Here is a 24434-nt window from a genome sequence, read left to right as displayed (position 1 = left end):
GCCTGGCTCAGTCTTCAATCTCGCCACTGCGGCCTGCCGCGCGCACCGCCTGCGCGGTGGTGGCCACGCCGAGCCGTTGTCGCGCTCGCCGCAGGTGGTTCTCCACCGTGCGTGCAGACAGCCCCAGCGTGGCCGCGATCTCCGCCTGGCGCCGTCCAGCGGCGACCCAGCGCAGCACCTCGCGTTCGCGTGCGCTCAACGCGCCTGCGCGAACATCCGCGGGCGCCTCGGCGAGCTGGCGCGCCGCACGGAAGGCTGACGTTCCGACCAATTCCAGCAGCAGGCGCGCGCTGGCGGATGCATCAATCGAGGTGCCGGCGAAACTGACCGCACCCTCCAGGCCGGTCGGGCCGAACACCGGAACCTGTAATCCATGCAGGCCATCGCCGCGCGGCTGGCTCACCACCTGATAGCGTTCGCCGCGCATGCCCTGGCGCTTGCTCCAGAAGAACGGCGCATTGCTGTCCAGCACATGACGGTTGACCGGGCAGGCATGCAGGTAGCGGGCGAGTGCGGTATCGCTGCCGTCATCGAACCAGTCGCCCTCGATCCAGTACACACGCTGCGCGTCGCGGTCCAACCCGGTTCCGGTGGCAAACACCAGCAGTCGATCGTAGCCCAGGGGTGAGGCGGCGGCGCGCAGTACGCCGCCCACCGCGGGCAGTGACCGCGCCTGTTCCAGTTCCAGCAGCGCGGGCACCAGCGCAGGCATGGGCTCAGCGCCCCGCCAGTGCATCGAGCAGCGTACGTGCGGCCAGCTTGCCCAACGCGTTGCCGGCCAGCGGGCTGTCGCCGGTCAGCAGCAGGCGATCCTGCAGCACGCTGCCATCAATCCCCTCGTTGACGATCTGCACGCCCTGCTGCGCCAGGCGTTCACCGAAGAACCAACGCAGCTGCCCCGGCATGTAGCCGATCTCCGGTGTCTGCCGGTCCATTGCGTCGGGGAAGGCGCAGATGCGGTAACCACGGAACAGCGAGCCACCGTCGGCTTCGTCGACGCCCGCCGCCAGCAGCGCCGCCGGGCCATGGCAGAGCGTGATGATGTGGCGCTGCCCGGCCATGGCCCACTGCAGCGTGGCCTTCACCGCCGCGCTCCCGGGCAGGCCGATCAATGCGCCATGGCCACCGGGAATGAAGATGGCGGCATAGTCTGAATCGGCCCCCAGGCCAGCCACCACCTCGCCCAGTTGCAACGGCTGGCGGAAGCGCGCCTCGTAGCGTTCGTACAGTGCGCCGATTTCGCGGTCCTCGCGCGGGAAGGCCCACCACTCGAACTTCACGGCGTTGCCGGACAGCGTCGCCACGTCGATGTCGAAGCCGGCCTTGTCCAGGTGGTACATCGGCAGCAGGGTTTCCACTGGGTGGTTGCCGGTGGAGAACAGGTGGCCATTGGCGGTCGGCAGATAACGCTCGTCGGCGGCGATCATCAGCACCTTCCAGCGGCCATCGCGGCGTGCATCCGGATAGTCGGCCCCGGACAGGTCGCTCCTGGGCGATGTGAACTGCGAGAGCGAGTACGGCGACGGGAAGAAGGCATCGCGCTCGGCCGGATCGGGGCTGGGCTGGCGGCTGGGCTCTTGCGTGTTCATGCGGACCTCCGTTGGGGGAAAGTGAGCCCAGCATAGGAGGCCGCATGCGCAGGCGCGATGAGGGATTCCCCTCAATGGACCACCACCCGGATGCTGCGGTGCGCCACCCGGCCGGTTGGACAGGGGGATTATGTCGTGTTATCTAGCCGGTGCCGGGATAATCCCGGCATAACCACACAGCAAGCAAAGGAATGAAAATGAAAAGATTCGCCCGAGCATTGCGCGTCACTCTGAATATCCATCCGAACGAGAAGAGCAGTGTGTGGAATACCTGGCCGCTCTGGGTCGAGTTCTGATCCCGCGGGGCAACCCCGCGATTGAGCGGTAGCAAGACGAAGGGACTCGTCTTTCGAGTCCCTTCCTGCCGGAGACGCACTGCATGCAAGGGATGTCGAATGAAGGCAGCGCCATTGCTGCCGAGCGCCTGGCTGCGCGCGTGGAGCGCGAAGGGCCGGTGCTGAAACTGGAAACCGGCGGTATCGGGGTGTTCTGCCCGGAACTGGCCGGCAAGGTCGACAAGGAGAATTCCGAGCACCTGTTCGTGGTCGAGTCGCTGGCCGACCTGTTCCGCCGGCACGAACGCGTGCGCTGGACCGAAGTGCGCAGCCTGATTGCCACGCGCAGTGCTGAGCTCACCAGTGCACAGACTCTGGAGGCGTTGCAGTCGCGCATGCGGCAGGCATTGGACGCACTGTGCGGGCGCGAGCTGGATGCCACGCCAGCCGTGTGGAAGGTGATGGCGCATCCGCTGGTGCCACTGGTGATCGATGGGCTCGACGCGCGCGGCACCGCGGCCATCGAACGCGCCCTGCATCTGCGCTATACCACCCAGGTCGAGCAGGTCATCCATCGGCGTCATCTGCTGCGCAACTTCCTCATCGGTCGCGGCGAATCGCGGGCGATCGCCGCCGAACTCAAGCGCCGGGTCCGCAGCGGACGTTCGGCGCTGGACTACGCGCAGTCATTGCTGAGCCTGCGCGAGCGCATCGGCCTGGACAAGGTCACCTACCTGGTCACCGTGCAGCTGATCGCCATTTCCGGCGTGCCTGGCATGATGGCCGCCTGCCTGCTGCTGGCGATGCAGATGCATCCGCGCTGGCGCCAGCGCATCGAGGAGGAATTCGCGCCGCTCTCGGATGCGGAGATCCATGCGCTGCCGATGGCCAGGATTCCCTGCACGATGCGCTTCCTGAAGGAAGTGATGCGACTGTATTCCACGCCCTTCAACAACCGTCGGGTGGCCGCCTGCGATCTGCAGGTGGAAGGGCAGGCCATCGCCGAGGGCACGGTGTTCGAGCTGAGCTCGTTCATCCAGCATCGCTCGGCGAAATACTGGGATGACCCGCTGCAGTTCGATCCCGATCGCTGGCTGCCCGAGCGGCGCAAGCGCACCGCCGGCATCTATGTGCCTTATGGCTTCCCCACGCGCTCGTGCGTGGGATCGGCGGTGGGCAACGCGCAACTGGTACTGCTGTGTTCGCTGCTGGCGCGCGAATTCCGTTTCACCCCCAGCGCCGACTACCGGCCCGAGGTGCGCATGGAAGGCTTCGCGATTCCCGCGGCGCTGCACGGCACGTTCTCGCGCCATACGGCCGGTGCCTGATCTGCAGGGGCGGACGGCTTACTTTGCCGTACGCCCGTGTTCCTGCATGTCCTCATGCAGGATCCGCCGCAGCTCGATGATGGCCGGCGAGGCTTCCTGCACGCTGTGACCGGACACGATCACCTTCTCCGAAACGGCGTGTGGCAGGTGTGAGCTCCAGTAGGGAACCAGCCCGTCATCGGTTTTTTCCAGTGGGCCATCGGCCTTGGCGCGGGCGATGATCGAGTGGTAGTGCACCTTCGGTGACATCGGCAGGTCGGCCACGGCACGGACGAACGGGTCGTCCTTGTCCAGATTCTGGATGCTGTTCATCTGGTAGCCGTGCTTGCCATCGTTGCGATCGATCTGGCCGTCGTTGGCCAGCGTCGCCACGTCCTCCAGCACGGTCAGCGGCAGCCGTACCAGGCGGCCGATCCAGCGGCCGAGGCGGGTACCGGCCACGTCGGTGCCGCGATGCGGTGTGGCGATGAAAACCACCCGCGATACTTCCGGTTCCGGCAGGAAGGTCAGTACTGGCGCGCCCTTGGTGCGCAGCAGCTCGCGCTGGGCGGGCGTCATCTGCGCGGTGGCCAGCAGGGTGTCGACCAGGTGGTCGCCGGAGGAAGAGACCATCAACCGCGCGATCACCCCGCCCATGCTGTGCCCGACCAGCACCATGTCATGCGAGGCCTGCGCCTTGCCGCTGGGGTCGAAGTGCTTGAGCACTTCGGCCAGCGTGTGGCGCATCGCATCGTGGCTCATCGCGATGGGCATGTTGGTCGGGTAGTAGAACTGCCAGACCTGGAAGTCCTGGCGGATCTCGTCGTCGCGCATCAGTTCGTTGGCCACGTTCACCCAGGCCTCGGGACTGCTGGCCAGGCCATGGATCATCAACAGCACGCGGCGGTTCGGGTCGTAGGGCTGCATCATGTACAGATGCGGCGCGTCGATGCCGCCCTTGCCACCAAACAACGAGCGCAGCGACTGCTGGCTGAAGTTGGAGCGCGCCAGCCACAGTGCGTAGCCCGCAGTGAAGTTGGCCGCCAACGGCACCTGCTGGCCGTGCAGGGTTACTTCCGAGACCTGGTAGGGATCGTGGATCTCCAGTTCCGGCTCGTCGTCGTGCAGCACTTCCCACAGGTTCTTTCCCGAGAAGCGCAGCAGCACCGTCATCGAAGGCGAGGGCATCTCGCTCCAGCTCTGCGCGGCCGGGGTGCTTGCCTGCGCGGCGGGCGTCGCTGCCGAAGGCGGGGTGGCCGTGCTGCCAGCCGGATCGTCCATCACCGCCACCAGCTCGGCACCGAAGCCATCGCGGCGATGCACGCTGCGCAGCGTGCCGGTGAACGACAGCGAGGCCGCCGGTACCAGCTCGGTGGGGGTGCGCGTGTCCAGCGGCGATGCTTCGCCTGAAGGGGCCAGCACGAAGGTCCAGCGGCCCAGCTGGAAATGGCTGGCCTGGCTGTGCACGCGCCCGGTGGCGTACGCGTTGTACAGCTGCACCGAGGCTTCCTGCACAGCCAGGTTGTAGTAGTCGCGCACCTGGGTCTGGCGGTCCTCGAAACCACGCTGGTTGGCGGTGCGCTCGGTGAAGAACAGATAGGCATAGGCCTGGCGCGCGACCTGCATCCACGCATCGAGGCGCGGCTGGAAGTCGGCATCCAGTTCGGTGATCGCGGTCTTGGCGCGGCCGGATGCCGAGTACTCGCGCTTCGGTGCCGGCAGGGTCATCGCATGCTGCAGCCACAACTCGGCCAGGCTGGAGCGCTTGTCTTCCTCGCGCACCACGATGCTGCTTTCCATGGCCTCGATGCACGGCAGGCCGGGCTTGGCACAGACGCCCTCATCGAGCCCGGCCACGCGCAGGGTCTCGGTGGTCGCCGCGCTGAGCTTGCCGGAGGTGAGGATGTCACCGCGCTTGAGCGCGATGTACTGGCCGGGCGTGACCGAGGCGACCTGCACCGACGGCCCGAACTGGCGCAGCGTCGCGCAGCCCCCCAGGGTGAGCAGCACGGTGATGATGAGGGTCGTGCGGCCGATGAAGCCCATGCCCGTGGTAGCCATACGATGCTCCTGCGCGGTGCCGTCACTCTAGCGGCCGGCCTGTCAAAGCGGAATAGACCGAACGGTCGGTTTGGGCCTGGCCGCCGTGGGCGATTCAGCCATTCAGTGTGACACTGCGGCGAATGGAACGGACACGGTGATCGCGATGGCCTGGCTGGAAACCCGCATTCCCCCGCCCGTGGTAATGCTGCTGTGCGCCGCTGCGGGCTTTGCAGCACGCTGGCTGTGGCCGGGTTTCCACCTTCGGGTGCCGGTGCCGGTTCTGCTCGCAGGCGTGACGGTGACGCTGGGTGTCGTGCTCAATCTGCTGCCCAAGCTGTCTTTCCAGCGCGCCGGTACCACCGTCAATCCTCTGCGACCTTCGGCGTCGAGCGCGCTGGTTACCAGCGGAATCTACGGCCGCACGCGCAATCCGATGTATCTGGGCCAGGCGTTGGTCCTGCTTGGCGCCATGGTGTACCTGCAGAACCTGATCGCGCTGCTGGTGGTGCCGCTGTTCCTGGTGTACATCACCCGGCTGCAGATCCTGCCGGAGGAGCGGGCATTGATGGCCCGCTTTCCCGAGGCGTACGCGCAATACCGTCATCGCGTGCCGCGCTGGCTGTAGCGTCGGCTACGCCATCAGCGGCTGATCTGGCACTTCACCGCAGCCGAATAACCCTCGTAGTCGTCGCCCGCGATCACGTGCAGGGTGTGGCGCTTGTCAATGCGCTTCACGTACGACGGTTCTTCGGTGTTGGCATGCTCGTTGACCTCGGTCACCGACCAGGCCTTGGCCAGGCGCTTGGAATCGACGCCGTTCAAGTACACGAAGAGGCTCTTCTCGCCTTCGGCCACGTTTACATCGGCACTGGTGACCGTGCCGCCAAACAGCGCGACCGGCTTGTCCTCCGGCTCGAAGGTGCCGCCCGGTTTCTTGGCCAGGCCGGCGGCCTGCAGCGCATCGATGGCGTCGGCCGCACTGAAGTTCGAGCCGGCCTTGCAGGCCAGCAGCGCTTCCAGCGTGGCGGTGCCGGGGGGCGCGATGGCCGGCGCCGCAGCGTGCGTGGCTGAGGCTGCGGCGAGGGTGGTGAGGAGCAGGGCGAGCGTGGTTGTGGCGGTTTTCATTGCAGATCCTTCTGGCGGCAGCAGGCCGGGGCAATGCAGCGATGGAGCGAAAGCTCCATCCCGATTATGCCCCACGCTTCCCGCACGACGAGCAGGCACAAAAAAGCCGGAACCCCCTCGACGGGAGATCCGGCTTCTTGCGGCCTCGACAGGCCATACAGATGGTGGAGGTGGGCGGAATTGAACCGCCGTCCGAAGGCACTCCATCCCCAGCACTACATGCTTAGCTCACCGTTGGATCTCGTCCCCGAACAGCACGGTGCGCAAAGCGCATCCGGGAACCAGCCTGTTGTGTTCTAGTGCCGGACTGACAGGCAGCCATCCAGCGCGATTCCATGATAGTGACTCTACACCGCGAGCATGGACACAAGCGGTTTCGAGGCTTAGGCCTTAAGCGGCCAGAGCGTAGTTGTCGTCGTTGGCAACTAGAGTTTTGCAGCTGGATTTACGAGGAAAGCTACCCCCTCGGCATGCGCCAGGCGACTTCACAACCCCCGTCGAAACCAATGCACCCCCGGTTTCTTCAAGTTCTGCAAGGTACGAGGCCTGTTTCGTGTCGCCACGGCCAGTGCCTGCCCAACGCTGCCAATGCTACGCCAAAACAGCTGAACAGTCACCGTGGCAATCCACAACATGTTGTAGAGCCAGCGGCATAGCGGATTGGTAACGTCACTGGCACGAATTTGCGACACACTGGCGGCGACCATCCGGGCCAGGACAGACACGGAGACTGTGGGTGACCGATGCAAGCCAACAACGCAGCCTGCGGCAGCTGATCGGGCCGGTCGGTGCCGACTACCAGCGGCGCGCCCTGCCGCCCGGCTGGGTCTGGGCGGTGCTGGCGGTGTTGCTTGCGGCCACCGCGCTGACCGAGCTGCCGGCGACTGCGGCCGCGGCATTGGTGGCCAGTGCGGTGGTTGTGCACTGGTCGCAGCGCGGTCGCATCCATTGGCTGGGCTGGCGCCTGCCGGGCCTGGCCGTGTTGGCGGCCCTGCTGTGGGGGCCGGAAGTGCTGTCGCAATGGTTCGAGCACGGGCTGGCCGTGGTCCTGATGTCGCTGGCCAGCCTCAGCATCGGCGTGCATGTATGGCAGGCGCGACAGATGGCGCGGCAGCTCCAGGGCGCGGCCGATTCGCTGGATGACGCCCAGCTGCTGGCCCTGCTGCCGGCCGACGCGGCCCAGCTGGCGCAGCGGTGGCGCGCCGGCGATGACCGGCATGCGCCGGAACTGGCAGTGGTGATGCACCTGGCCGTGATGCACGCAGCGCTGGCGCCGCGCATGCGCGGGCAGGGCGTGCTGGCAGGGTGACCGGTCGGCGTTTCCGCGGCCGCGGTCAGGAACCTGACAATGGCTTGCGCAGGTAGATCCGCTCGTGCCCGGGCGGGCAATCGGGCAGCCGCCCATAGACGGTGTAGCCCTGCCGCAGGTAGAAAGCTTCGGCCTGCCAGTCGAAGGTATCCAGCATCACGTTGCGGGCGCCAAGCTGGCGCGCGGCGGCTTCTGCTTCCGCCAGCAGGCGCTGGCCGATGCCTTGCCCGCGCAGTTCCGGATCCACCCACAGCACATGTACCTGCAGCCAGCTGGCACAGACGTCGGCCAGCACACCACCGCGCAGCGCGCCGTGCTCGTCATGCCAGGCCAGGCGGACTGGAGTCTCATCGAGTGAATCGCCGCCGTGGGCCTGGTTGAAGGCCAGCAGGCGCGCGCACAACGTGCGCGTTTCATCGGCGCTGGCAGTCACCATGGCGCCGATGGGGGCGGTCATGCGTCGCGGTTGCCGCGACGCATCACACGCTGCTTCTCGATCGCCCAGTCGCGGTCCTTGGCGGCATCGCGCTTGTCGTGGGTCTGCTTGCCCTTGGCCAGCGCGACTTCGAGCTTGATCTTGTTCTTGCTCCAGTACATCGCAGTGGGCACGATCGTGTAGCCATCGCGCTCGACCTTGCCGACCAGCTTGTCGATCTCGCTCCGGTGCAGCAGCAGCTTGCGCTCGCGCCGGTCATTGGCCACCACGTGGGTGGAGGCCTGGATCAACGGGGTGATCTGCGCGCCGATCAGGAAGATCTCGCCGTGCTTCACATAGGCGTAGGCGTCGATGATGTTGCCGCGGCCAGCGCGGATCGACTTCACCTCCCAGCCCTGCAGGGCCAGGCCGGCCTCGAAGCGCTCTTCGATGTGGTACTCGTGGCGGGCACGCTTGTTCAACGCGATGGTTTTGTTGGCCGTCGCGCTCTTTGCTTTATCCTTGCCGCTGTTCTTGCTCATTTCCGTATTGTCTCCGATTCGGGCCCGCCCGGTCGATTGCCGAAACGTCCTGTATTCATGCCTACTATCCGCCGCAGCGCCCTGGTCGAACATTCGGCCGCGCGCATGTTCGACCTGGTCAACGACGTCCAGGCCTATCCGCGCCGTTTCCGCTGGTGCTCGGCTGCCCAGATCCTGGAGCAGGGCGAGGACCGCCTGGTGGCGCGCCTGGACCTGGGCCTGGGCTCGTTCAGTACCTGGTTCCAGACTGAAAACACCCTGCAGCGCCCGCACAGCATCGACATGCAGCTGCGCGATGGCCCGTTCAAGCAGCTGCACGGCCGCTGGGAATTCCATGCGCTGGCCGAGGATGCGTGCAAGGTCACCCTGACCCTGGAGTTCGAACCCAGCTCGCGCCTGCTCGGTCCGGCCCTGGCGATCGGCTTCCAGGGACTGGCCGATCGCATGGTCAATGATTTCGTCCGCGTCGCCGACGAGGGCTGAGCGATGATCGAGGTCGAGGTGGTGCTGGCCTGGCCGGAGCGCGTGCTGTCGCGCCACCTGCAGCTGGAAGAGGGAGCGACCGTGGCCGACGCCATCGCCGCCGCTGCGCTGGAAGGTAGTGCCGACTGTCCGGCCGCCGCGGTGCATGGCGTGCTGGCCCGTCCACAGCAGGCGCTGCTGGACGGGGACCGCATCGAGCTGCTGCGCCCGCTGCTGGCCGACCCCAAGGACAACCGCCGGCGTCGCGCGCTCGGCGGTTGATCCCGGCAACCCGTCCCTGCGGACGGGCAGGCCTCAGCGGCCCTTCTTCTTCTTGTCCTTCGGCAGGTTGCGGCCGAACTGGCGCACCGTCTGCTGGGCCAGGGCCTTGTCGTTGCCCGGGAAGTAGTCGCCCTCCCAGCGGGTAACGGCGTCATTCTCGAAGAACACCACGAAGTTCTTCACTTCGGTGCGGCCGAGGCGGTTCACGCGCTGGCTGGAGGTGTAGTCCCAGCGCTGGGCGTGGAACGGGTCGGGGATGGACGGGGTGCCCAGCAGCGCGGTGACCTGCTGCTTGCTCTGCCCGACCTGCAGCTTGGCCACGGCATCTTCCCGGATCAGGTTGCCCTGATAGATGGGTTGCTTGTAGATGATGCCGCACCCGGTGGTGGACAGGGCGACGGCGGCGACCAACAGGAGATTGCGCATCGGGACTGGCGGTTGGGGAAATCAAACCGATGATACACTCCCGGCGTGCCACCGCGACCCAATCCGAGGCAGCTGGCGCTAAATCGCCAATGAACGGAGACCTATGGAAACCCACGACCTGCGTAAAGTCGGCCTGAAGGTGACCCATCCGCGGATGCGGATCCTGGCGCTGCTCGAACAGCGCAATGCCCAGCACCACCAGCACCACATGACCGCCGAGGACATCTACCGCCAGCTGCTCGAGCATGGCGACGAGATCGGCCTGGCGACGGTCTACCGGGTGCTGACCCAGTTCGAGGCCGCCGGCCTCGTGCTCAAGCACAATTTCGAGGGTGGCCAGGCCGTTTACGAGCTGGACCGTGGTGGCCACCACGACCATATGGTCGACGTGGACAGCGGCAAGATCATCGAATTCGAAAGCCATGAGATCGAGGAGCTGCAGCGCAAGATCGCGGCCGATCACGGCTATGAGCTGGAAGAACACTCGCTGGTGCTCTACGTGCGCAAGAAGCGCAAGTAGGCCGTTCCGGCCAGCCGCTAGCGACGAAACCCCGGGCTTGCCCGGGGTTTTTCGTTGCCGGGGTCAGGGCCCTTTCCCTCCAGGAAAGGGGGCCGGCCCCGGGCGCTCTGCGGGGTCGGATCCCTTTGCGCCAGCAAAGGGCTCTGACCCCTTGCAACCGAGCAGGATCTCCAGGTCCACCGCCTCGGCCATCGCCCGGTTGCCGGCATCCCCCGGGTGGAGGTGGTCGCCGGAGTCGTAGGCGGCGGCCATCCGTGACGGATCGGCCGGGTCGCGCAGCGCCGCGTCCAGGTCGATCACCGCGTCGAACGGGCTGTTGCTGCGCAGCCATGCATTGAGCTGTTGGCGCAGGGCCTCCTTGTCCGGGTGGTAGTAGTCGTCCAGCGGCGTGCCGGGCAGGGCGCCCGCGAACGGCATCAGGGTGGCGCCGAATATGCGTAGACCCCGCCGGTGGGCCTGTTCGGCCAGGGCACGATAGCCGGCCTGCAGCTCGGGCAGGCTGGGCCGGGGCTGCGCGCGGGCGAAGGCAGTACCGGGCCAGCTGATGTCGTTGATGCCGATCAGCACGATGACGCCGGCGACGCCGGGCTGATCCAGTGCGTCACGCCGCAGGCGGGCCAGAACCGACTCGCCCATGCCGTCGCTCAGCAGCCGATTGCCGGAAATGCCCGCGTTGACCACCGCGACGCCGCGCGGTGCCAGACGCGCGGCCAGATGGTCGGTCCAGCGCTGGTCCTGGTCGAGGCTGGCGGTGGCGCCGTCGGTGATCGAGTCGCCAATCACCACCACGCTACGCGCACTGGCGGCGGCCTCGACCTCGATCCCGGTGAGGAACAGGCGTGCGGTAGTGGAACTGGCACCCTGCAGGTCGCGCGCCCGGGCCTGATTGCCGCCGGCGATCCAGCTGGTCTGGCGGCCGTCCCAATGGAACGTCTGCACCGGCGTCGGCCCCGGCACGAAGACGCTGACCTGCAGCGCCTGGTGGTCTTCCGTGGCCACCGCCAGCGGATCGCTCAGCCGTTCCTGACCGGCACCGATCAACACCCCGGGCTGGCCGTCGAAGCTGAGCGGTTGCGGGGTGGCGCCCGCGGCCACGCTGGCCGCCCCGATCCGCAGCGGCTGGGTGCCGTAGGCATTGCTCAGCCGCACCCGCAGCCGGGACCCGCCCAGGCTGATGCGCGCGGTCTGGCGGAAGGTCTGGTCCTGCAGCGCGGCCGGAACCAGGGTCGGGAACAGGAAATCCGCGTCCCAGACCGGTTGCGGGCTGGCCTGCCAGCTGGCGACCCAGTGCGGGGCGGATGCGGCACTGGCGACGCCGGACAGGGCGAGCAGGGCGGTGGCGGTGAGCTGGCTCAAGCGGTTCATCGGGCAATCCAAGGGGGAGGGAACGCCATGGTGATTCCGGGGTTATCTGTGAACTAGACTGCGCATGGACAATCATCTGTGAACTGGATTCATCGTCATGGCGCGACCCGACATCAACCGATCCGGCGAACTGGAAGTGTTCGTGCGGGTGATCGAGACCGGTGGCTTCTCCGCCGCCGCACGCACCCTGGACATGACGCCGTCAGCAGTGAGCAAGCTGGTGGCCCGGCTGGAGCAGCGGCTGGGTACGCGCCTGCTGCAACGCTCCACCCGCCAGCTGCAGCTGACCCCGGAAGGCTGCGCGTTCTACGAGCGCGGCCTGCGCGTGCTGGCCGACCTGGAGGAGGCCGAGCGCTGTGCCAGTGCCCATGCCGAGCCGCGCGGACGGCTGCGGGTCAACTCCAACGTGCCGTTCGGCCAGCATTTCCTGCTGCCGCTGCTGCCGGCATTCCTCGAACGCAACCCGCAGGTAGGCGTGGACCTGACCCTCAATGACGAGGTGATCGACCTGCTTGAGCAGCGCACCGACGTGGCGGTGCGGGCCGGTCCACTGAAGAGCTCCAGCCTGGTGGCGCGGCGGCTGGGTGCGACGCGGATGATGATCGTGGCTGCACCGGCCTACGCGCAGCGGCACGGGCTGCCACGCACTGCCGAGGAGCTGCAGTCGCACAACCGGTTGGATATCGGCCATGCGCGCGCGATGCAGGGCTGGCCATTGTTGCAGGACGGGCGCGAACGCATGCTGCTGCCCAGTGGCAACGCGCGCGCCAGCAACGGCGATGCGCTGCGCCAGCTGGTGCTGGGTGGGCTGGGCATGGCGCGGCTGGCAGCATTCCAGGTGCAGCAGGACATTGCCGCCGGGCGCTTGCTGCCGGTGCTGGAGGACGCCAATCCCGGTGACCTGGAAGAGGTGCACGCGGTGTTCCTGGGGCAGGGCGGCTACCTGCCGCTGCGGGTGCGCGCATTTCTTGATTTCCTGGTGGAGAACGTCGATCTGACGCAGCCACAGGGGTAGTGCCGGCCGCTGGCCGGCAACCTCATGATCTTCATCCACCCGCATCGGGGTGCCGGCCAGCGGCCGGCACTACCGTGCGGAAGCCGAGCCAATGCTCGGCTCGGCCGGCGTTACACCTGCAGCAGCTTGCGTGCGGCGGCGCGCGCTTCCTTGCTCACTTCCACGCCGCCGAGCATGCGCGCCAGTTCTTCCTCGCGCGCCTTGCTGTCCAGCTTTTCCACTGCGCTCTGGGTCATGCCTTCCACCGGGGCCTTGCTGACCCGGTAATGGGCATGGCCCTTCGAGGCGACCTGCGGCAGGTGGGTCACGCACAGCACCTGGCGCTTCTCGCCAAGGGCGCGCAGCTTCTGGCCGACGATGTCCGCCACCGCGCCACCGATGCCGGAGTCGACTTCGTCGAACACCATGGTCGGCACTGCATCCAGGTCCAGCGCGGCCACTTCGATGGCCAGCGAGATGCGCGACAGTTCGCCACCCGAGGCCACCTTGCGCAGGGCACGCGGTGGCTGCCCGGCATTGGCCGCCACCAGGAATTCCACGCGCTCGGCACCCTGCGGGTCGGGCTTGCCGGCGTCCTGCGGTTCCAGCTCGATCAGGAACTGGCCGCCGCCCATGCCCAGCTCGGCGATGATGCCGGTGGTGGTGGCCGACAGCTCGGCAGCGGCGGCGCGGCGGCTGGCGGTCAGCAGCCCGGCCTGCACGCGCCACGCCGCAGCGGCCTTGTCGATCTCGCCGGCGAGGCGCTGCAGGCGTTCGTCAGCACCACGCAGCTGTTCCACTTCGGCGTGCATGCGCTCGCGCTGCGCGCCCAGCTCGTCCATCGGCACACGGTGCTTGCGGGCCAAGTCGTGCAGGCGGCCGAGGCGACGCTCGTTCTCCTCGAACTGTTCCGGGTCGGCGTCGAGGTCGTCATGCACGCGGTCCAGCAGCGACAGGGCTTCGTGCAGCTGGATCGAGGCGTTTTCGATCAGGCCGTCGACCTCGCCCAGGCGCGGGTCGTGTTCGATCAGGCGCGACAGCTCGTGGCGCACCTGCTGCAGCAGGTCCAGCGCGGAACTGCCGTCGTCGCCATTGAGCTGGTTGCTGGCCGCCTGGCAGGCACTCAGCAGGGCACTGGCATGGGCCTGGCGGCGGTGGCTGGCGCCCAGCGCGGCAATCGACTCCGGTTCCAGGTCTTCGCGGTCCAGTTCGCGCAGCTGGTGCTCCAGGAAGCCGATCCGGTCACTGACGTCGCCCTGCTGCGACAGCGCCAGCGATTCATCGACCAGCGCCTGCCAGGCCGCAGCGGCGCGGCGCACCTGGCGGCGCTCGTCCTCGTTGCCGGCATAGGCGTCCAGCAGGGCCAGCTGCGACGGGCGCGTCAGCAGGGCCTGCTGTTCGTGCTGGCCGTGGATCTCCACCAGCAACGAGGCCAGGTCGCCCAGCTGGGCCAGGGTCACCGGGCGGCCGTTGATCCAGGCCCGCGAGCCGCCATCGGCACGGATCACGCGGCGCAGCTGGCACTGCTCCTCGTCGTCCAGCTCGTTGTCGGCCAGCCACTGGCGCGCGGCCTGCAGCTGGTCCAGCGCGAACTCGGCCGACAGCTCGGCGCGCGCGGCGCCGTGGCGGACCACGCCGCTGTCGGCGCGCAGGCCGGACAGGAAGCCCAGCGCGTCGACCATCAGTGACTTGCCGGCGCCGGTCTCGCCTGAAACCACGGTCATGCCTGGCCCGAACTCCAGTTCGGTGGCGCGGACGACGGCGAAATCCTTGATCGAAAGATGTCTGAGCATGGGTAAGGGGGTGTCAGCAGCCGCGCAACGCTAGCACGCGGGCGCGGGAGGTCCAATGACTTGCCAAGGTGATCCGCCGCCATTATCTAGTGTCCGTGTCTCACAGGTTGATTCCATGCACGGTTCTCCCGACCAGCTTGCCCCGCGTGCGCGCCATCTGCTGCGCACGCTGATCGCGCGTTACATCCAGGACGGTGAGCCGGTCGGCTCGCAGACGCTGGCGCGCGTGGCCGGGCTGGAGGTCAGTCCGGCCACCATCCGCAACATCCTGGGTGACCTGGAAGACCTGGGGCTGCTGGCTTCGCCGCACACCTCGGCCGGGCGCGTCCCGACCGCACATGGCTACCGGGTGTTCGTCGACAGCCTGCTGCAGATGCAGCCGCCGGGCGAAGGCGAGCTGGCCCGGCTGCGCCAGGAACTGGCCGGCGGCGGCAGCACCCAGGCCCTGCTTGGCAGCGCCTCGGAGCTGCTGTCGGCGATGAGCCACTTCGTCGGCGTGGTCAGCGCCCCGCGGCGCGAGCAGTTCGCGTTCCGCCAGATCGATTTCGTGGCGCTGGACGGGCGCCGGGTGCTGGCGATCCTGGTGTTCGCCGACAACGAGGTGCAGAACCGGGTCATCGAGACCCGCCAGGAGTTCGCGCCGGGCCAGCTGGAACAGGTCGCCAACTACCTCAACGCGCATTTCGCCGGCCTGCCGATGGCCGAGATCCGCACCCGCCTGCTGCTGGAACTGCGTGATGCCCGTTCGGAGCTGGAGCAGCTGCTGGCGCACAGCATCGAGCTGGCCGAGCAGGCCCTGCAGCCGGCGGCCGACGACATGCTGGTGGCCGGGCAGACCCGTCTGATGGGGGTGCAGGACCTGTCCGACCTGGAGCGGCTGCGCGAGCTGTTCGAGCTGTTCTCCAGCAAGCGGGAGATCCTGCAGCTGCTGGAGCGGACCATCCAGGCGCCCGGCGTGCGCATCTTCATCGGCGAGGAGACCGGGATGATGCCGCTGCAGGGCGTCTCGCTGGTCACTGCCCCTTACACGGCCAATGGCCAGGTGCTGGGCGTGCTGGGCGTGATCGGCCCCAAGCGGATGGCCTACGACCGGATGATCCCGCTGGTCCAGGCTACTGCCGATGTACTCGGCGCGGCGTTTTCGCCAGCCGGGCGCACTCCTGGAACATCCGACGCTTGAAACGCAGCATCCCGCCCACACTAGGGTGGGTGGAGGCGGAGACTGACCGCCAGGGACCCAGACATGAACCACGAACATCCAGATATCGAATCCCAGCAGACTGCCGCCGATGCGGCCGCCGCCGCCGGCGTCAACGACGAAGTGGAGCGCCTGCGCGCCGAGGTCGAGCAGATCAAGGCCGATGCGCTGCGTGAGCGCGCCGACCTCGAGAACCAGCGCAAGCGCGTTGCCCGTGACATCGAGCAGGCCCGCAAGTTCGCCAACGAGAAGCTGCTGGGCGAGCTGCTGCCGGTGTTCGACAGCCTGGATGCCGGCTTGAAGGCGGCCGGCGATGACCCGCATCCGCTGCGCGAGGGCCTGGAGCTGACCTACAAGCAGCTGCTGAAGGTTGCCGCCGACAACGGGCTGGTCCTGCTGGACCCGATCGGCCAGCCGTTCAACCCGGAACACCACCAGGCCATCAGCCAGGTGCCGGCCCCAGACGCCGCCCCGGGCAGCGTGGTGACCGTGTTCCAGAAGGGTTACCTGCTCAACGAGCGCCTGCTGCGGCCGGCGCTGGTGGTGGTGGCCGCCGACTGACCCCTCCAGGGCCGGAAGGCGGGAATGTCCCGTCACCCGGCCCGACGCTGAACGCGCCGGGCGACCGGAAACACAGCGTTCGGGAGATGGCTTGAATGTTCCACGAGCCTCCCCCACATCGTATTCATCCACCGGCCGAACGGCCGGACTGACCCCAACAAGCATCCTCAGGAGTCTCCCCCATGGGCAAGATCATTGGTATCGACCTCGGCACCACCAACTCGTGCGTGGCGATCATGGACGGCGGCAAGGCCCGCGTCATCGAGAATTCGGAAGGCGATCGCACCACCCCGTCGATCGTCGCCTACACCAAGGACGGCGAAGTCCTGGTGGGCGCCTCGGCCAAGCGCCAGGCCGTCACCAACCCGAAGAACACCTTCTATGCGGTGAAGCGCCTGATCGGCCGCAAGTTCACCGACGCCGAAGTGCAGAAGGACATCGCCCACGTCCCGTACAGCATCCTGGCCCATGACAACGGCGATGCCTGGGTGTCGACCAGCGATGGCAAGAAGATGGCCCCGCAGGAAATCTCGGCCAAGGTGCTGGAGAAGATGAAGAAGACCGCCGAGGACTTCCTCGGTGAGAAGGTCACCGAAGCGGTCATCACCGTGCCGGCCTACTTCAACGACAGCCAGCGCCAGGCGACCAAGGATGCCGGCCGCATCGCCGGCCTGGACGTCAAGCGCATCATCAACGAGCCGACCGCGGCCGCGCTGGCCTATGGCCTGGACAAGGGCGACAACAAGGATCGCAAGATCGTGGTGTACGACCTGGGCGGCGGCACCTTCGACGTCTCGGTGATCGAGATCGCCAACGTCGACGGCGAGAAGCAGTTCGAAGTGCTGGCCACCAACGGCGACACCTTCCTGGGCGGCGAAGACTTCGACAACCGCGTCATCGAGTACCTGGTTGAAGAATTCAACAAGGACCAGGGCATCGACCTGCGCAAGGATCCGCTGGCCCTGCAGCGCCTGAAGGACGCTGCCGAGCGCGCCAAGATCGAGCTGTCCAGCGCCCAGCAGACCGAAGTGAACCTGCCGTACGTCACCGCTGACGCCTCGGGTCCGAAGCACCTGAACATCAAGCTGACCCGCGCCAAGCTGGAAGCACTGGTGGAAGACCTGATCAAGAAGTCGATCGAGCCGTGCCGCGTCGCCCTGAACGATGCCGGCCTGCGTTCGAGCGACATCAGCGAAGTGATCCTGGTCGGTGGCCAGACCCGCATGCCGAAGGTGCAGCAGGCGGTGACCGAATTCTTCGGCAAGGAACCGCGCAAGGACGTCAACCCGGACGAAGCCGTGGCACTGGGCGCTGCGATCCAGGGCGGCGTGCTGGGCGGCGACGTCAAGGACGTGCTGCTGCTGGACGTGACCCCGCTGTCGCTGGGTATCGAAACCATGGGCGGCGTGTTCACCAAGATCATCGAGAAGAACACCACCATCCCGACCAAGGCCTCGCAGGTGTTCTCCACCGCCGAGGACAACCAGTCGGCCGTGACCGTGCACGTGCTGCAGGGTGAGCGCGAGCAGGCCCGCTTCAACAAGTCGCTGGCCAAGTTCGACCTGTCCGGCATCGAGCCGGCTCCGCGTGGCCTGCCGCAGGTGGAAGTGTCCTTCGACATCGACGCCAACGGCATCCTGCACGTGTCGGCCAAGGACAAGAAGACCAACAAGGAACAGAAGGTCGAGATCAAGGCCGGTTCGGGCCTGTCCGAGGAAGAGATCGCACGCATGGTCGCCGACGCGGAAGCCAACCGCGAAGAAGACAAGAAGTTCCAGGAGCTGGTGCAGGCCCGCAATCAGGCCGATGCCCTGATCCACGGCACCCGCAGTGCCATCACCGAGCACGGCAGCAAGGTCGGCGGCGATGTCATCGGCAAGGTCGAGGCGGCCCTGGCCGACCTGGAAACCGCGATGAAGGGTGACGACAAGGCACAGATCGAAGCCAAGTCGAAGGTGCTGGAGGAAGCCGGCCAGTCGCTGTTCGCCGCTGCTTCGGCCGACCAGGGCGGTGCCCCGGGCGCCGACGCCGGCAACGCCGGCAAGGCGCAGGACGACGTGGTCGACGCCGAGTTCACCGAAGTCAAGGACGACAAGAAGTCCTGATCCGGACCGACACGGGACGCTGGCCATCAGCGTCCCGTTGTCGCATCAGGGTCCTGACCGCCCACCGGCGTGTCGGGGCGCCCGACGCAAGAGCGGACCTGGTTCCGCTCTTCCGCTTTGACGAATCCCGACTTTCCGGAACCAGATTCACCATATGAGCAAGCGCGATTACTACGAAGTGCTGGGCGTTGCCCGCACCGCCACCGACGACGAGCTGAAGAAGGCCTACCGTCGCTGTGCGATGAAGTTCCACCCGGACCGCAACCCGGGTGATGCGGCGGCCGAAGCCTCCTTCAAGGAGTGCAAGGAAGCCTACGAAGTGCTGTCCGATGGCAACAAGCGCCGCATGTACGACAGCCACGGCCACGCCGCGTTCGAGCACGGCATGGGCGGTGGTGGTCCGGGCGGCCCGGACATGAACGATATCTTCGGCGATATCTTCGGCAACATTTTTGGCGGGGGCGGCGGTGGGCCGCGCCAGGCCCGTCGCGGCGCCGACATCGGCTACGTGATGGAGCTGGACCTGGAAGAAGCGGTACGCGGCGTCGAGCGCCGCATCGAGATCCCGACCCTGGCCGAGTGCGGCGACTGCGATGGCAGTGGCTCCGAAGACGGCAAGGTTGAAACCTGCAATGTGTGCCATGGCCGCGGCCAGGTGCGCATCCAGCGCGGCATCTTCGCCATGCAGCAGGCCTGCCACAATTGCGGCGGCCGTGGCCAGATCATCGCCAAGCCCTGCAAGACCTGCCATGGCAACGGCCGCGTCGAGGAAGACAAGGTGCTGTCGGTGAAGGTGCCGGCCGGCGTCGATACCGGCGACCGCATCCGCCTGCAGGGCGAAGGTGAGGCCGGCCCGGCAGGAACGCCGCCGGGTGACCTGTACGTGGAAGTACGGGTGCGCGAGCATGCGATCTTCCAGCGCGATGGCGACGACCTGCACTGCGAAGTGCCGATCCGCATCTCGCAGGCAGCGCTGGGCGACACCGTACGCGTGGCGACCCTCGGCGGCGAAGCGGAAATCCGCATCCCGGCCGAGACCCAGACCGGCAAGCTGTTCCGCCTGCGTGGCAAGGGCGTGCGTTCGGTGCGCAGCCGCAGCGAGGGCGACCTGTACTGCCGCGTGGTGGTGGAGACCCCGGTCAACCTCACCAACGAACAGCGCAAGCTGCTGGAGCAGTTCGAAGCCACCTTTGTCGGCGAGGAAGCACGCAAGCATTCGCCGAAGTCGGCGACGTTCATGGATGGCGTGAAGGGCTTCTGGGACCGGATGACGTCCTGAGTTTTTCAACCGAAGCGTTGAGCGGTAGCGCCGGGCCATGCCCGGCGTTTTCGTTTGCGATCAGCGGAAAAACGCCGCGGGCGTCTGCCCCAATTGGCGCTTGAACATGCTGGTGAACGCGCTGGGGCTGTCGTAGCCCATCGCCAGCGCCACATCGATGACCTTGTCGCCGACTGCCAGCCGCTCCAGAGCGGCCAGCAGGCGCGCCTGCTGCCGCCACTGCCCGAAGGTCATGCCCAGTTCGCCGGCGAAATGGCGCTGGATGGTCTTCACGTCCACCTGCAGGGCCTGGGCCCAGTCCTGCAGCGTGGCGTCGTCGGCGGGATGCTTCTGGATGTGCTGGCAGATCCTCTGCAGGCGCGGGTCGGTGGGCGAGGGCAGGTGCAGCGGCAGCACGTCCATGCGGTGCAGCTCGTCCAGCAGCAGGCGCACCACGCGACCGTCGCGGCTGTCGTCCACGTGCGCGGACTCGATCAGGCTGGCCGCCAGCAGTAGTTCGCGCAGCAGCGGCGCCACCTGTACTGCGAACGCCCCATCCGGCAGTTGCGGTGCAAAGTCCGGTTCCACGTACAGGCTGCGCATGTGCACCTCGGCGATGCAGTCCACCGCATGCACCATGCCGGCCGGAACCCAGATCGCGCGGGTGGAGGGCACGACCCAGCGGCCACCGTCCGCGCGCACCACCATCAGGCCGGACATGGCGAAGACCAGTTGGTGACGGCGATGCCGGTGTGGCGCGATGTGGGTACCGGGCGGGTAGTGCCGGGCGCGGCTGGTCACCGGGCGGTGTACCGGCACTTCGTTCCACGGCGCGGTCTCGCGGATCAGGCAGGGAGTGTCCTTTTTGCGATAGGCCATGACCCGAACGCGGCAGAAGGGAGTGGGGGCCCACCGTAGCATGCGTGGCTCGCCCCCAACCTGACTGTGTCCATGTCGACCCTGGCTTCTCCCGCAACGACCTCACGCCCGGTGGCTCCCGGCGTGCTGGCCGCCATCTCCACCTCGCATGTCGTCAACGACATGATGCAGTCGCTGATCCTGGCCATCTATCCGGTGATCAAGGGCGGCTTCAACCTCAGCTTCACCCAGATCGGCCTGATCACGCTGACCTACCAGCTCACCGCGTCGATCTTCCAGCCGTTGATCGGCATGGCCACCGACCGCCGCCCGGCACCGTACTCGCTGCCGATCGGCATGGCCTCGACCCTGTGCGGCATGCTGCTGCTCGGCTTTGCGCCGAACTACGCGGTGGTGCTGATGGCTGCGGCGATGGTCGGCATTGGTTCGGCCATCTTCCACCCGGAGGCCTCGCGCATCGCCCGGCTGGCCTCGGGCGGTCGCCATGGCTTCGCGCAGTCGGTGTTCCAGGTGGGTGGCAACTTCGGTACCGCGCTGGGGCCGTTGATCGCTGCGGCCGTGATCGTGCCGTATGGCCAGCGTGCCGCATCATGGTTTGCCGGCGCCGCGCTGATCGGCATCGCGCTGCTGACCTATGTTGGCCGCTGGTATGCACTGCACCTGGGCACACCGCGTCCGGCCAGCACCGCGTCTATGGCCCCGCGGCATTCGTCGCGCACCGTGGCCAAGGTGCTGGCGATCCTGCTGGTGCTGATCTTCAGCAAGTACTTCTACATGGCCAGCATCGGCAGCTACTTCACCTTCTACCTGATCCACCACTTCGGCATTCCGGTGGCACAGGCGCAACTGCATCTGTTCGCGTTCCTGGTGGCGTCTGCCGCCGGTGGTTTCCTCGGCGGCCCGCTGGGTGACCGCATCGGCCGCAAGCCGATCATCTGGACCTCGATCCTCGGCGTGGCCCCGTTCGCGCTGATGCTGCCGCACGCCGATCTGCTATGGACCACAGTGCTGGCAGTGCTGATCGGCTTCGTGCTCTCCTCGGCGTTCTCGGCCATCGTGGTGTACGCGCAGGAGATGATGCCGCACCGCATCGGCATGGTGTCCGGCCTCTTCTTCGGCTTTGCATTCGGCATGGGCGGGCTTGGCGCGGCCGTGCTGGGCATGCTGGCAGACAGGACCAGCATTGAATTCGTCTATCAGCTGACCGCGTTCCTGCCACTGCTGGGCATCGTCGCGGCGTGGCTGCCGCCATCGCGGCCTGCTGCTCACTGAGGGGGTTGGGTTTGCAGGGCTTGCAGCCCTGCACCTGCAGAGGCAACGTCAACAGCAGAAGCGGGCTATCCGTGGGTTGGCGGGGTGGGTCCGGTTGCAGGGGACGCCGTAAACCCATCCCTGGGGGGCTTGGCCGCGGCATCCATGCCGCGGACACCCCTGCAACCGGACCCACCCCGCCTTCGACTGTTTTCCGCGATCTGTCGGAACAGCTGGTGGGGTCAGATCCGTTTTCCGAAGGAAAACGGATCTGACCCCGATTTATTTCGGTATCCCACAGATGTGCCGACCAACGGTCGGCACCCACCAACAGTCGCGGGAATCTGTCAGAGGCGGGGCGGTGTGGGTGGGCAGGACCGTTGGCGCCATGGATGGCGCCATCGAGCCCCATGGGTGAGGGCGCTTCGCTTGCGAAGCACTGCTTCGCAAGCGCCCGAACGCACAGCCGCCAGCGGCTGGGCCGGACCCCGGAGGGGGGTTTACGGCGTGTCCTGCCCACCCACACCGCCCCGCCATCCCACGGATAGCTCGCTTTGGCTTTTGCCTTTGCCGTTGCTTGAAGCTTCGGCAGGTGCAGGGCTGCAAGCCCTGCCGAAAACTCCCTTGGGCGTAGAATGCGGCCATGAGCGAATCCCTTGATAACCACCTGGTCCACGGCCGCCGCCAGCGGCCGGATGGGCCGTCGCCGATCGATGTCATCTCGGTCCAGTCGCAACTTGTGTACGGCCACGCCGGCAACAGTGCCGCCGTCCCGCCGATGCGCGCACTGGGCGTGCGCGTCGCCGAAATCCCGACCGTGCTGCTGAGCAATGCGCCGTTCTACGACACTACGCGGGGCCGCGTGCTGCCCGCCGACTGGTTTGCCGACCTGCTGCTGGGTACCCACGAGCGTGGCCTGCCGCAGCGGGCGAAGATGCTGGTGTCCGGCTACTTCGGCAGCACCGCCAACGGTGCGGCCTTCGCCGACTGGCTGGACAACATCCTGCCGGCCTGCCCACAGCTGCGTTACTGCCTGGACCCGGTGATCGGTGATACCCATACCGGACCCTACGTGGAACCGGGCCTGGAAGCGATCTTCGCCGAGCGCCTGCTGCCCCACGCCTGGCTGGTGACGCCCAATGCCTTCGAACTGAATCGCCTGACCGGCATGCCGGCACTGGCCGAGGCCGATGCCATCGCCGCCGCGCGCACGCTGCTGGATCGTGGCCCGCACTGGGTGATCGCGCACAGCGTAGGCGGCAACCCGGGTGAGCTGGTCACCCTGGCGGTCGGGCACGAGGAAACCTGGCGCTGGACCTCACCGCTGCTGCCGGTGGACGTGGCCGGTACCGGTGACGTGCTGATGTCGCTGGTGGTGTCGTTCCTGCTGCGCGGTGAGTCGATGCAGCAGGCGATTTCGCGCGCGATTGCCGGCACCCATGCGGCGCTGGAGGCGACCCTGGACAACGGCTTCGAGGAGTTCGACGTGATCGCTGCCGCGCCGGCGGCGCTGGCCGAAGGAACGCGCTTCCGCGCTGAACGCGTGGCATGAGCGGCCTGGATCCACGCACGCCGCGCACGGTCGGCATCGTCGGCAGTGCTGGTGCCTATGGGCGCTGGCTGTGCCGCTTCTTCCAGCAGCACCTGCAGCTGCAGGTGATCGGCCATGACCCGGCCGACCCGGACTCGCACACGCCGGAACACCTGCTGGCGCAGGCCGATGTACTGGTGTTCTCGGCACCGATCCGGCACACGCCGGCGTTGATCGCCGAGTACGTGCGGCAATCGGCGGGCCGCGAGCAGGGCAGGCTGTGGCTGGATGTGACCTCGGTAAAGGAGGCACCGGTGCAGGCGATGCTGGCCTCGCAGGCCGAAGTGGTCGGACTGCACCCGATGACCGCGCCACCCAAGGCGCCGACCCTGAAAGGGCGGGTGATGGTGGTCTGCGAAGCGCGGCTGCAGCACTGGCGGGCATGGGTCGATACGCTGTGCACCGCGCTGCAGGCCGAGTGCGTGCGCGCGACGCCGCAGCACCACGACCAGATGATGGCGCTGGTGCAGGCGATGGTGCATGCCACCCACCTGGCGCAGGCAGGCGTGCTGCGCCAGTACCAGCCGCAGCTGGGCGATCTGGCCGCGATGATGCCGTACCGTTCGGCGTCGTTCGAGCTGGACACGGCGATCATCTCGCGCATCCTGTCGCTGAATCCAGCGATCTACGAAGACATCCAGTTCGGCAACCCGTACGTGGCGCCGATGCTGGAGCGGCTGGTGGGGCAGCTGCAGGCCCTGCAGGTGCAGGTCGGACAGGGCGACGACGGCGCACGGGCTGCATTCCGTGAGCAGCTGCTGTCAGCCAATCGCAGTGCCTTCGGCGAGCAGGCCCTGGCGGATGGCAACTACACGTTCGAACGCGTGGGGTATCTGCTGGCCGATCTGACCGAGCGCAACGCGCTGTCGGTGCACCTGCCGGAGGACCGGCCTGGCTCGCTGCGCGAGCTGTTGAACGTGTTCGAGCAGCATGGCATCAGCCTGGCTTCGATCCATTCCTCGCGCACGCCCGGCGGTGAAGTGCACTTCCGCATCGGATTCGTGGCCGGCAGCGATCCGGCGGCGATCACCCGGGCCGCGGCCGACGTGGACGCCAGCGGCATCGGACGGGTGCTGGGCTGAATTCATCCACAGGCGGTGTGGATGGTTTCTGAGCAAACGTGTGGATAACCCTGCGCAGCCCT

General features: G+C 67.2%; 24 protein-coding genes and 1 other RNA gene. 14 read left to right on the top strand and 11 right to left on the bottom strand.

The features are described from left to right. Positions 1-7: 7 nt before the first annotated feature. Positions 8-712 carry a PA1136 family autoinducer-binding transcriptional regulator gene (locus AC5P53_RS09155; RefSeq protein WP_495227313.1) on the bottom strand — a complete coding sequence of 235 codons (705 nt, stop codon included), beginning with the start codon at positions 710-712 and terminating at the stop codon, positions 8-10. A gap of 4 nt (positions 713-716) precedes the next feature. Continuing rightward, on the bottom strand, positions 717-1589 hold the full coding sequence (gene hchA, locus AC5P53_RS09150) for a glyoxalase III HchA (RefSeq protein WP_495227312.1): 873 nt from the start codon (positions 1587-1589) through the stop codon (positions 717-719). 379 nt (positions 1590-1968) lie between these two features. On the opposite strand from hchA, the gene AC5P53_RS09145 reads away from it, so the two are divergent. Beyond that, positions 1969-3192 carry a cytochrome P450 gene (locus tag AC5P53_RS09145; protein WP_495227311.1) on the top strand — a complete coding sequence of 408 codons (1224 nt, stop codon included), beginning with the start codon at positions 1969-1971 and terminating at the stop codon, positions 3190-3192. Positions 3193-3210: 18 nt separating this feature from the next. Here AC5P53_RS09145 and AC5P53_RS09140 read toward each other — a convergent pair whose 3' ends face one another. Next, a complete protein-coding gene (locus AC5P53_RS09140) occupies positions 3211-5232 on the bottom strand; it encodes an esterase/lipase family protein (RefSeq protein WP_495227309.1) in 2022 nt (673 codons plus the stop codon). A gap of 145 nt (positions 5233-5377) precedes the next feature. Here AC5P53_RS09140 and AC5P53_RS09135 point away from each other — a divergent pair, with 145 nt between their 5' ends. Beyond that, complete coding sequence (locus tag AC5P53_RS09135; RefSeq protein ID WP_495227401.1) at positions 5378-5839, top strand: methyltransferase family protein; 462 nt, start codon at positions 5378-5380, stop codon at positions 5837-5839. A 14-nt stretch (positions 5840-5853) separates the two neighbouring features. Here the strand turns inward: AC5P53_RS09135 and AC5P53_RS09130 are convergent, their stop codons facing one another. Then, complete coding sequence (locus AC5P53_RS09130; RefSeq protein WP_495227308.1) at positions 5854-6339, bottom strand: hypothetical protein; 486 nt, start codon at positions 6337-6339, stop codon at positions 5854-5856. Between the two features lie 162 nt (positions 6340-6501). Beyond that, positions 6502-6855, bottom strand: a transfer-messenger RNA (tmRNA) gene (gene ssrA, locus AC5P53_RS09125). 220 nt (positions 6856-7075) lie between these two features. Between ssrA and AC5P53_RS09120 the strand changes: the two genes are divergently transcribed. Next, positions 7076-7648 carry a hypothetical protein gene (locus AC5P53_RS09120; protein ID WP_014646803.1) on the top strand — a complete coding sequence of 191 codons (573 nt, stop codon included), beginning with the start codon at positions 7076-7078 and terminating at the stop codon, positions 7646-7648. A 25-nt stretch (positions 7649-7673) separates the two neighbouring features. Here AC5P53_RS09120 and AC5P53_RS09115 read toward each other — a convergent pair whose 3' ends face one another. Together AC5P53_RS09115 and smpB are read right to left on the bottom strand one after the other, a co-directional pair. Then, positions 7674-8105 (bottom strand): GNAT family N-acetyltransferase, encoded by a 432-nt coding sequence (locus tag AC5P53_RS09115; protein ID WP_049439209.1) that lies wholly within the window; start codon positions 8103-8105, stop codon positions 7674-7676. Further along, the gene (gene smpB / locus AC5P53_RS09110) at positions 8102-8605 is read right to left on the bottom strand and encodes an SsrA-binding protein SmpB (RefSeq protein ID WP_005409231.1); all 504 of its coding nucleotides are present in this window, start codon (positions 8603-8605) and stop codon (positions 8102-8104) included. The genes AC5P53_RS09115 and smpB overlap by 4 nt, the downstream gene beginning before the upstream one ends. 57 nt (positions 8606-8662) lie before the next feature. Between smpB and AC5P53_RS09105 the strand changes: the two genes are divergently transcribed. Both AC5P53_RS09105 and AC5P53_RS09100 read left to right on the top strand, forming a co-directional pair. After that, positions 8663-9088 carry a type II toxin-antitoxin system RatA family toxin gene (locus tag AC5P53_RS09105; protein ID WP_032959119.1) on the top strand — a complete coding sequence of 142 codons (426 nt, stop codon included), beginning with the start codon at positions 8663-8665 and terminating at the stop codon, positions 9086-9088. A 3-nt stretch (positions 9089-9091) separates the two neighbouring features. Beyond that, positions 9092-9349, top strand: coding sequence for an RnfH family protein (locus tag AC5P53_RS09100; protein ID WP_014646806.1), 258 nt, complete (start codon positions 9092-9094; stop codon positions 9347-9349). A gap of 33 nt (positions 9350-9382) precedes the next feature. Here AC5P53_RS09100 and AC5P53_RS09095 read toward each other — a convergent pair whose 3' ends face one another. Continuing rightward, positions 9383-9775 (bottom strand): outer membrane protein assembly factor BamE, encoded by a 393-nt coding sequence (locus AC5P53_RS09095; RefSeq protein ID WP_014036847.1) that lies wholly within the window; start codon positions 9773-9775, stop codon positions 9383-9385. Between the two features lie 103 nt (positions 9776-9878). On the opposite strand from AC5P53_RS09095, the gene fur reads away from it, so the two are divergent. Beyond that, a complete protein-coding gene (gene fur, locus AC5P53_RS09090; RefSeq protein WP_014646807.1) occupies positions 9879-10295 on the top strand; it encodes a ferric iron uptake transcriptional regulator in 417 nt (138 codons plus the stop codon). 63 nt (positions 10296-10358) lie between these two features. Here the strand turns inward: fur and AC5P53_RS09085 are convergent, their stop codons facing one another. Then, positions 10359-11660, bottom strand: a complete 1302-nt coding sequence (locus tag AC5P53_RS09085; RefSeq protein WP_134808755.1) for an SGNH/GDSL hydrolase family protein — start codon at positions 11658-11660, stop codon at positions 10359-10361. Positions 11661-11757: 97 nt separating this feature from the next. Here AC5P53_RS09085 and AC5P53_RS09080 point away from each other — a divergent pair, with 97 nt between their 5' ends. Then, positions 11758-12675, top strand: a complete 918-nt coding sequence (locus AC5P53_RS09080) for a LysR family transcriptional regulator (RefSeq protein WP_032959114.1) — start codon at positions 11758-11760, stop codon at positions 12673-12675. 110 nt (positions 12676-12785) lie between these two features. Here the strand turns inward: AC5P53_RS09080 and recN are convergent, their stop codons facing one another. Further along, positions 12786-14447 carry a DNA repair protein RecN gene (gene recN / locus AC5P53_RS09075; protein ID WP_014646810.1) on the bottom strand — a complete coding sequence of 554 codons (1662 nt, stop codon included), beginning with the start codon at positions 14445-14447 and terminating at the stop codon, positions 12786-12788. 115 nt (positions 14448-14562) lie between these two features. Here recN and hrcA point away from each other — a divergent pair, with 115 nt between their 5' ends. The 4 genes from hrcA to dnaJ all read left to right on the top strand — a co-directional run bounded on the left by hrcA (position 14563) and on the right by dnaJ (position 19590). Further along, positions 14563-15627 carry a heat-inducible transcriptional repressor HrcA gene (gene hrcA, locus AC5P53_RS09070; protein WP_010484463.1) on the top strand — a complete coding sequence of 355 codons (1065 nt, stop codon included), beginning with the start codon at positions 14563-14565 and terminating at the stop codon, positions 15625-15627. 63 nt (positions 15628-15690) lie between these two features. Continuing rightward, positions 15691-16206: a nucleotide exchange factor GrpE gene (gene grpE / locus AC5P53_RS09065; protein ID WP_014646812.1), complete on the top strand. Its 516-nt coding sequence runs from the start codon at positions 15691-15693 to the stop codon at positions 16204-16206. Positions 16207-16388: 182 nt separating this feature from the next. Beyond that, a complete protein-coding gene (gene dnaK / locus AC5P53_RS09060) occupies positions 16389-18311 on the top strand; it encodes a molecular chaperone DnaK (protein WP_014646813.1) in 1923 nt (640 codons plus the stop codon). Between the two features lie 154 nt (positions 18312-18465). Next, positions 18466-19590, top strand: coding sequence for a molecular chaperone DnaJ (dnaJ, locus tag AC5P53_RS09055; protein ID WP_014036853.1), 1125 nt, complete (start codon positions 18466-18468; stop codon positions 19588-19590). Between the two features lie 60 nt (positions 19591-19650). On the opposite strand, the gene AC5P53_RS09050 is transcribed toward dnaJ, so the two are convergent. After that, positions 19651-20448 (bottom strand): helix-turn-helix domain-containing protein, encoded by a 798-nt coding sequence (locus tag AC5P53_RS09050; protein WP_197575322.1) that lies wholly within the window; start codon positions 20446-20448, stop codon positions 19651-19653. 72 nt (positions 20449-20520) lie between these two features. On the opposite strand from AC5P53_RS09050, the gene AC5P53_RS09045 reads away from it, so the two are divergent. The 3 genes from AC5P53_RS09045 (at position 20521) to AC5P53_RS09035 (ending at position 24372) form a co-directional block, all read left to right on the top strand. Further along, a complete protein-coding gene (locus AC5P53_RS09045) occupies positions 20521-21720 on the top strand; it encodes an MFS transporter (RefSeq protein ID WP_041863321.1) in 1200 nt (399 codons plus the stop codon). A gap of 622 nt (positions 21721-22342) precedes the next feature. Beyond that, complete coding sequence (gene pdxY / locus AC5P53_RS09040; RefSeq protein WP_014646816.1) at positions 22343-23251, top strand: pyridoxal kinase; 909 nt, start codon at positions 22343-22345, stop codon at positions 23249-23251. Next, entirely contained in the window at positions 23248-24372 is a 1125-nt protein-coding gene (locus AC5P53_RS09035) for a prephenate dehydrogenase (protein ID WP_032960565.1), read from the top strand. Before pdxY ends, AC5P53_RS09035 begins: the two co-directional genes overlap by 4 nt. The last annotated feature ends 62 nt before the right edge of the window (positions 24373-24434 follow it).

The sequence above is a fragment of the Stenotrophomonas sp. YJH_SMC_82 genome (assembly GCF_059368875.1).
This window is presented reverse-complemented; position numbering and strand designations above follow the sequence as displayed.